6 protein-coding genes are annotated in these 6,700 nt (G+C 50.4%); 3 read left to right on the top strand and 3 right to left on the bottom strand.

The window, feature by feature from the left end; genetic code table 11:
* Positions 1-76: 76 nt before the first annotated feature.
* From B3007_RS07980 to B3007_RS07970, 3 genes are all read right to left on the bottom strand, one after another.
* Positions 77-850 (bottom strand): DUF6602 domain-containing protein, encoded by a 774-nt coding sequence (locus tag B3007_RS07980; protein ID WP_301378634.1) that lies wholly within the window; start codon positions 848-850, stop codon positions 77-79.
* A 386-nt stretch (positions 851-1,236) separates the two neighbouring features.
* Positions 1,237-2,601, bottom strand: coding sequence for a cysteine--tRNA ligase (gene cysS / locus B3007_RS07975; RefSeq protein ID WP_076517991.1), 1,365 nt, complete (start codon positions 2,599-2,601; stop codon positions 1,237-1,239).
* 163 nt (positions 2,602-2,764) lie between these two features.
* The gene (locus B3007_RS07970; RefSeq protein WP_301378632.1) at positions 2,765-4,435 is read right to left on the bottom strand and encodes a glutamine--tRNA ligase/YqeY domain fusion protein; all 1,671 of its coding nucleotides are present in this window, start codon (positions 4,433-4,435) and stop codon (positions 2,765-2,767) included.
* Positions 4,436-4,557: 122 nt separating this feature from the next.
* Here B3007_RS07970 and B3007_RS07965 point away from each other — a divergent pair, with 122 nt between their 5' ends.
* The 3 genes from B3007_RS07965 to B3007_RS07955 are packed head-to-tail and all read left to right on the top strand — an operon-like array spanning position 4,558 to position 6,678.
* The gene (locus tag B3007_RS07965) at positions 4,558-5,055 is read left to right on the top strand and encodes a peptidylprolyl isomerase (protein WP_068443159.1); all 498 of its coding nucleotides are present in this window, start codon (positions 4,558-4,560) and stop codon (positions 5,053-5,055) included.
* 10 nt (positions 5,056-5,065) lie between these two features.
* Positions 5,066-5,791 carry a UDP-2,3-diacylglucosamine diphosphatase gene (locus B3007_RS07960; RefSeq protein WP_301378630.1) on the top strand — a complete coding sequence of 242 codons (726 nt, stop codon included), beginning with the start codon at positions 5,066-5,068 and terminating at the stop codon, positions 5,789-5,791.
* Positions 5,792-5,802: 11 nt separating this feature from the next.
* Positions 5,803-6,678, top strand: coding sequence for a DMT family transporter (locus tag B3007_RS07955; RefSeq protein WP_301378628.1), 876 nt, complete (start codon positions 5,803-5,805; stop codon positions 6,676-6,678).
* Positions 6,679-6,700 lie beyond the last annotated feature (22 nt).

Raw genomic sequence — 6,700 nt, 5'->3', positions numbered from 1 at the left:
TCCGTTTTATCGGGGCAAGATCACCACAAGTTGTTGGAGCGTAGTTTGGTCCCTTGCTTGTGTTTGTTAGCCGCTATCATGTTAAGTAAATCCATTTTCCTGTTGATGCATATGCTTGCATATCTATTGGAGGCCTTCGACGCCTTTCTTTCATTAGATAATTCATTAGATGAATATAAAAATCTAGGAATATTCCGTTCTCTTCATCTCGTATTCTTGCAGCAGCTATCTGAGGCCGAAGCAAGCCTTTATCAAGAACAATAACCCTGTCAAACAAATCCTCTTCCAGGCCCACTCCATGTACGGATTTTTTCACTCTATCAAATTCTTTTTGTGCCCAACCGTCATCTGACAAGTTGCTAGTGAATGCGAATACGATATAAGGGCATCGGTAACAATCGCTAGGCGCTTCACCTTTTGTCGGAGTAGGAGAGAATTTGCGCTTATAAGGCTTTAGATCTCTTATTTTTTTTGCTGCCAAAGCACATGAATCGAGCTCCACTTGTGTCAATACTGATTTCACCTCAATAACAGCATAGAGCGCCTCAGCTGGCAGCAATAAATTTTCGCCAGAGCTGACAAGCGGGGCTGCTGAGGCACTATCATAGATGACAAGATCCAATTGCCCAGTACGAGTGTCTAGGTAATCAATTGCTTCCCCTTTTCCGATTGAAAAATTTTGAGGAAGGTGCTGCCTTAAAAATTGGGCCAGTGCCTCAGCCCTTTCATCGCCACGTATTCCCCGGTGCTGGAAAGTTCCCGCGGATTTAGCCGCCAAGGCCAACCTATTTTCAGCGTCTTCTAGAACTTGCTGAAATATTTTACTCGGATTTTTCGTTGAACGTTTCAACGTAACTCCTTTCGGCTAACAGGTTATTAGTGTGCGTGCGCGTTTATCCTGGGACACTCTTTCGAGGTTTCTAGGATAACTCATTGACTGCATTGAAGAATCTTCCATAACTTAAACCTCCCTTCCAGAAAAACGCGCACGCCTGTTATTTCGATAATCCTGCGCACATAAACTTGTAAACCAAGCTTGTAAGTTTCTGATTCGTATGACGTTTACCGTACTACCCTGCGGCAAAACGCGCAAGCTCGAGTGTAAAGCGTGCCAGATTTTCGCGAATCTCGGAAATACACTGTTTTTATATACAGTACATCTTTACATCCATGAGATACAAAAACGCCGGGCATTGCCCGGCGTTTTATTTGTTAATCTAGTACTTTTTTATTAGATTACGATTTCGACCAGGTCGTCCCTTCTGGTCCGTCTTTCAGCACAATACCTTTAGCAACCAGCTCGTCACGTACAGCGTCTGCTGTCGCAAAGTCTTTGGCTTTTTTGGCTTCTGCACGCTTCTGGATCATTTCTTCGATCCATTCCGCTTCATCACCAGCACCCGACTGAAGGAAGCTTTGCGGGTCAGACTGCAAGCAGCCCAGCACGCCGCCCAGATGACGAAGCTGGCCCGCCAGTGCGGCCTGCTCTTCGCCTGATGCTTTGTTCAGGTCGCGCACCAGATCAAACAGCACAGCGATAGCAACCGGCGTATTGAAGTCGTCGTCCATCGCTGCGTGGAAACGTGCGCTGTAGTCGTTATCAATATCGCTGACAGAACCCACTTCAACACTCAGCAGTGCATTATAGAAACGTTCGAGCTTAGTCTGCGCTTCTTTCAGGCTGTCTTCTGAGTAGTTAATTGGGCTGCGATACTGGCTCGACAGCAGCAAGAAGCGAACGACTTCTGCCGGGTACTTATCGAGAATTTCACGAATAGTGAAGAAGTTGCCCAGTGATTTAGACATCTTCTCGCCATCGACACGTACTGCCCCAGCATGCATCCAGGTATTGACGTATTTTTTGCCGGTTGCTGCTTCTGACTGAGCGATCTCATTCTCGTGGTGCGGGAATTTAAGATCCGGGCCACCGCCGTGAATGTCGAAGGTATCGCCTAAGCAGCAGGTCGACATCGCAGAACATTCGATGTGCCAGCCTGGGCGACCAATACCCCAAGGAGAATCCCAGTGTGGCTCTTCTGGCTTAGCGGATTTCCAAAGTACGAAGTCGAGCGGGTCTTCTTTGACGTCGCCCACCTCTACACGGGCGCCAGCTTCGAGTTCATCAAGAACCTTGCCCGACAGCTTGCCGTAACCTTCAAACTTACGAACACGGTAATACACGTCACCATTATCAGCCGCGTAAGCAAAACCCTTTTCGATCAAAGTTTCAACCAACTTGATGATGTCACCGATGTGGGCGGTGGCTTTTGGCTCTGCGTCTGGCTTTTCGATACCGAGCAACTCTGAGTCTTTGTGCATTTCTGCGATAAAGCGCTCAGTGAGTGCATCAAAGGCTTCGCCATTTTCGTTAGCACGCTGAATGATTTTGTCGTCGATGTCGGTGATATTACGGATGTAATTCACATCGTAACCGCGATGGCGCAGATAACGCGCAATAACATCGAACGCGACCATGACACGGGCATGCCCCAGGTGACAGAAATCGTAGACCGTCATGCCACACACGTACATGCCAACCTTACCGGGTACGAGGGGTTTGAATTCTTCTTTCTGTCGGGTCAGGGTGTTAAAAATCTTCAGTGTCATGTTTTTTCCGATAGCTAAATTTAGGGCTTTAGTTGCCGGTTAATTTTGGGCGTTTACGACGCCGAAAACACAAGGCGAAGGGCGCATCAAAAAACGGAGTTTACTAGAGTAAATGAGTATTTTTGAGGCGCACTTCAACGCTGTAGTTTCAAGGTAGTTAGCCCAAAAGGGCTTTGTCTTCGCGAAGACCGATAGTTAAATTGAAAATCGGTTTTTCTGCCGTGTGCTCAAAACGATCAGCAACATAGTAGCCTTCGCGCTCAAACTGAAAGTTTGCCTCAGCATCCACTTCTGCAAGTGCCGGTTCGATCAGTGCAGTAACAACGCTCAATGAATCTTTATTCACGTGATCCATGAAGTCGCCCTCGCCTTTGTCTGGCGTCGCGCTGGTGAAGAGTCGCTCGTACAGACGCAGTTCGGCTTCTTTGTGGTCTGTGGCCGACACCCAATGAACAACACCCTTCGGATTTACGCCGTCTTCCGGATTTTCACCGAGGGTATTTTCAATCAGCTTCGCCTTCACGAGCGTGACATTGCCATCGGCGTCTTTCTCGTAATCGGTTGCTTCTATTACATAAGAGAAACGCAGACGGATGCGTTTGCCCGGACAGAACTTCTTCTTGAACTTCTTGCTGTACTCTTCTTTGAAGTCGTCCTGATCAATAAAGATTTCACGCGTAAATGGCATCTCACGCTCGCCCAGATCCAGCTCTGGGTGGAATGGCGCTTTGAGCATTTCTTTGTGATCTTCAGGCAGATTTTCTATTACCACTTTCAATGGCTTGAGCACGGCCATGGCGCGAGGTGCATTCTGGTTCAGGTCGCTACGCAATGCGTGCTCCAGCATGGCCACATCAACCATGCCATCACTGCGGGTTACGCCAATCATGTCGCAGAAGGTGCGAATTGAGTTTGGGGTAAAACCACGGCGGCGCATACCGGAAATAGTCGGCATACGCGGGTCATCCCAGCCAGCGACCACGCCTTCATCAACCAGGAACTTGAGCTTACGTTTAGACGTTACTGTGTAGTCGAGGTTCAGGCGGCCAAACTCGTACTGCTTTGGCTGCGCAGGTACCGGCAGGTTTTCGATGAACCACTCGTACAATGGGCGGTGATCTTCGAATTCCAGCGTGCACACAGAGTGAGTGATGCCCTCAATCGCATCCGACTGCCCATGAGTAAAGTCATAGGTCGGATAGATGCACCACGTATCACCAGTCTGGTGATGGGTGATCTTACGAATGCGGTAGATGATCGGGTCGCGCATATTCATGTTCGGCGACGCCATGTCGATCTTAGCGCGCAGAACTTTCGCACCCGTATCGAACTCACCCCCTTTCATACGAGCAAACAGGTCGAGATTCTCTTCGACAGTACGTTCGCGATATGGGCTGTTCTTACCCGGCTCGGTCAGAGTGCCTCGATATTCGCGCGCTTCTTCGGCGTTCAGGTCACAGACATAGGCTTTATCGGCCTTGATCAGCTCAACCGCCCAGTCGTGCAACTGGTCAAAGTAATCAGACGCATAGTGGATATCGCCCTTCCACTGATAACCAAGCCAGGTGATGTCGTCTTTGATCGCATCAATGAATTCCTGGCTTTCTTTCTCTGGGTTGGTGTCATCGAAACGCAGGTTACATGCGCCATCAAACTGTTTGGCAACGCCGAAGTTGAGGCAGATAGATTTCGCATGGCCGACATGGAGATAACCATTTGGCTCTGGCGGGAATCGGGTCTGCACCGATTGTACGCGCCCGGCATCAAGGTCTTCCTGAATGATTTTGGCGATGAAATTATTACTGGTGTTCGATGTCGTATCAGTCATATTGGTCCGTATCTGTACAGAAACGATAGCCGCCCCATGTCGGGCCGTGGAAAAAGGCGGTATTATACGCGCCGAAAGCCCGTAAGGGATACCCGAACACACTATTTGAGCTGAGAGAAATCATGATCCTGCTGAAAACCAACTTTGGTGACATCAAAGTCGAACTGAACCACGAGAAAGCTCCTAAAACTGCCGCGAACTTCGAGCAGTACGTTAAAGATGGCTTCTACGACGGCGTTATCTTCCACCGCGTCATCGACGGTTTCATGATTCAGGGCGGCGGTATGGAGCCTGGCATGAAAGAGAAGGCGACTCGCGAGCCTATCGAAAACGAAGCTGACAACGGCCTCAAGAATGAAGTTGGCACCCTGGCGATGGCCCGCACTATGGACCCACACTCTGCCAGCGCGCAGTTCTTTATCAACGTTGCTGATAACGCCTTCCTTAACCACACCAGCAAAGACATGCAGGGTTGGGGCTACGCGGTATTCGGTAAAGTAACTGAAGGCATGGATGTGGTAAACCGCATCAAAGGCGTGCGCACTACGATGGCTATGGGCCACCAGGACGTACCTGCGGAAGACGTAATCATCGAGAAAGCTGAAGTCATCGCTGACTGATCCGGTTTCTATGACGCATTACTTTATTTCTGACCTGCATCTGCAGGGCAATCGCCCAGCCATGTCCGAAGGCTTCTTCGGACTGCTGGACCGGCTCAAAGGCGCAGAGACACTGTATATTCTCGGCGACTTCTTCGAAGTCTGGATCGGTGACGATTACACCGACGCTCTGGTTGAACGCATTCAAACCTCACTGAAAGCTCTCGCAGATCAAGGCGTAAAGATTTTCTTTATGCACGGTAATCGCGACTTTCTGATGGGCGATGTATTTGCCAACGCCTGCGGCGCGGAGATGCTCGCTGAGGGTACGGTTATTACCGTTGGCGATCAGCAAGCGCTGCTGATGCACGGTGATAGCCTGTGTACACGTGACGTTGCTTACATGAACATGCGACAGCTGTTCCGCAACCCTGAGTGGCAGGCAGATCTGTTGAGCAAGTCGATCGAAGAGAGACTGGCCATTGGTCAACAGGTCAGGTCAGAGAGCAAAGCTGGCCAGCAGATGAAAGCGGACGACATCATGGACGTCACCCCCGAAGAGGTCGACAAGGTGATGGATGATGCGAGTGTAAACCTGCTGATCCACGGTCACACTCACCGCCCTGCAACTCATGACTGGGAATGTAACGGCCAGGAGCGTCAGCGCATCGTACTCGGTGACTGGGGCGACGATCACGGCTGGCTTGTCCGCTGGGATGAGGGTTCAAGCCCTGTCTTAGAAAAGTTCGGGTTTTAACCCGGACTTTTATGAGTTCGCCTCCTCACTGGCTTCGCACACTAGGGCTCACCGCCTTTGCAATGCTTGCCTTTGCCGGTAATTCTGTCCTCTGCCGACTGGCACTCAAAGACGAAACTATCGACCCGGCCGGATACACCTTGGTGCGGCTTATTGCTGGCGCCGTTTTCCTTGCCCTGCTCTCGTTAATCCTGTTGAAGCCCAGTCGACCGAGCCAAATCCTGAATTACGGCAACTGGCCCGCCGCAATGGCTCTGTTTATTTACGCAGCGACCCTGTCATTCGGTTACATCAGCATTGATACCGGCGCTGGCGCACTTATTTTATTTGGTTTTGTGCAGCTTTCCATGATTCTGATTGGCGTTTTTCGTGGGCATCGACTTGTGCTCACAGAATGGGCCGGCACTCTTCTGGCCTTTGGCGGCTTAAGTTATATGCTGCTGCCAGGGTCAGAAGCACCTGAGCTTGCTGGCTTCGTTCTTATGGCCATATCGGGGGCAGCCTGGGGCGTATATACCCTGATCGGGCGAGGCTCAGCGACGCCTCTGGCAGACACCAGTGGAAACTTTTTACGCTCGTGCATACCTGCGCTGATTCTGCTTTTTTACTTTTTGGGAGACGTTTACCTAACGGAAAGAGGCCTCCTGCTCGCCATCTCATCGGGCGCACTAGCATCAGGCGCTGGATATGCAGTCTGGTATGCCGTCATCAGCCACCTTCGGGTATCTCAAGCGGCGGTCGTCCAGCTCTCAGTGCCGGTCATTGCCGCCGTTGGTGGATTGCTATTCGCGGCAGAGCCCATCACCAGTCGATTCGTCATTGCCTCTCTGTTGGTTCTCGGTGGTATTGCCATCGTCACGTTTACTAAGAAGCCTATCCGCCAATAAACTGAGTTTGAATGCCCCGTTT

Origin of the sequence: Thalassolituus sp. UBA675, assembly GCF_002297765.1 — a bacterium.
GTDB lineage: Bacteria > Pseudomonadota > Gammaproteobacteria > Pseudomonadales > Oceanobacteraceae > Thalassolituus.
Note: the sequence above shows the minus strand (reverse complement) of the source record. Positions and strands in the feature narration are given on the sequence as shown.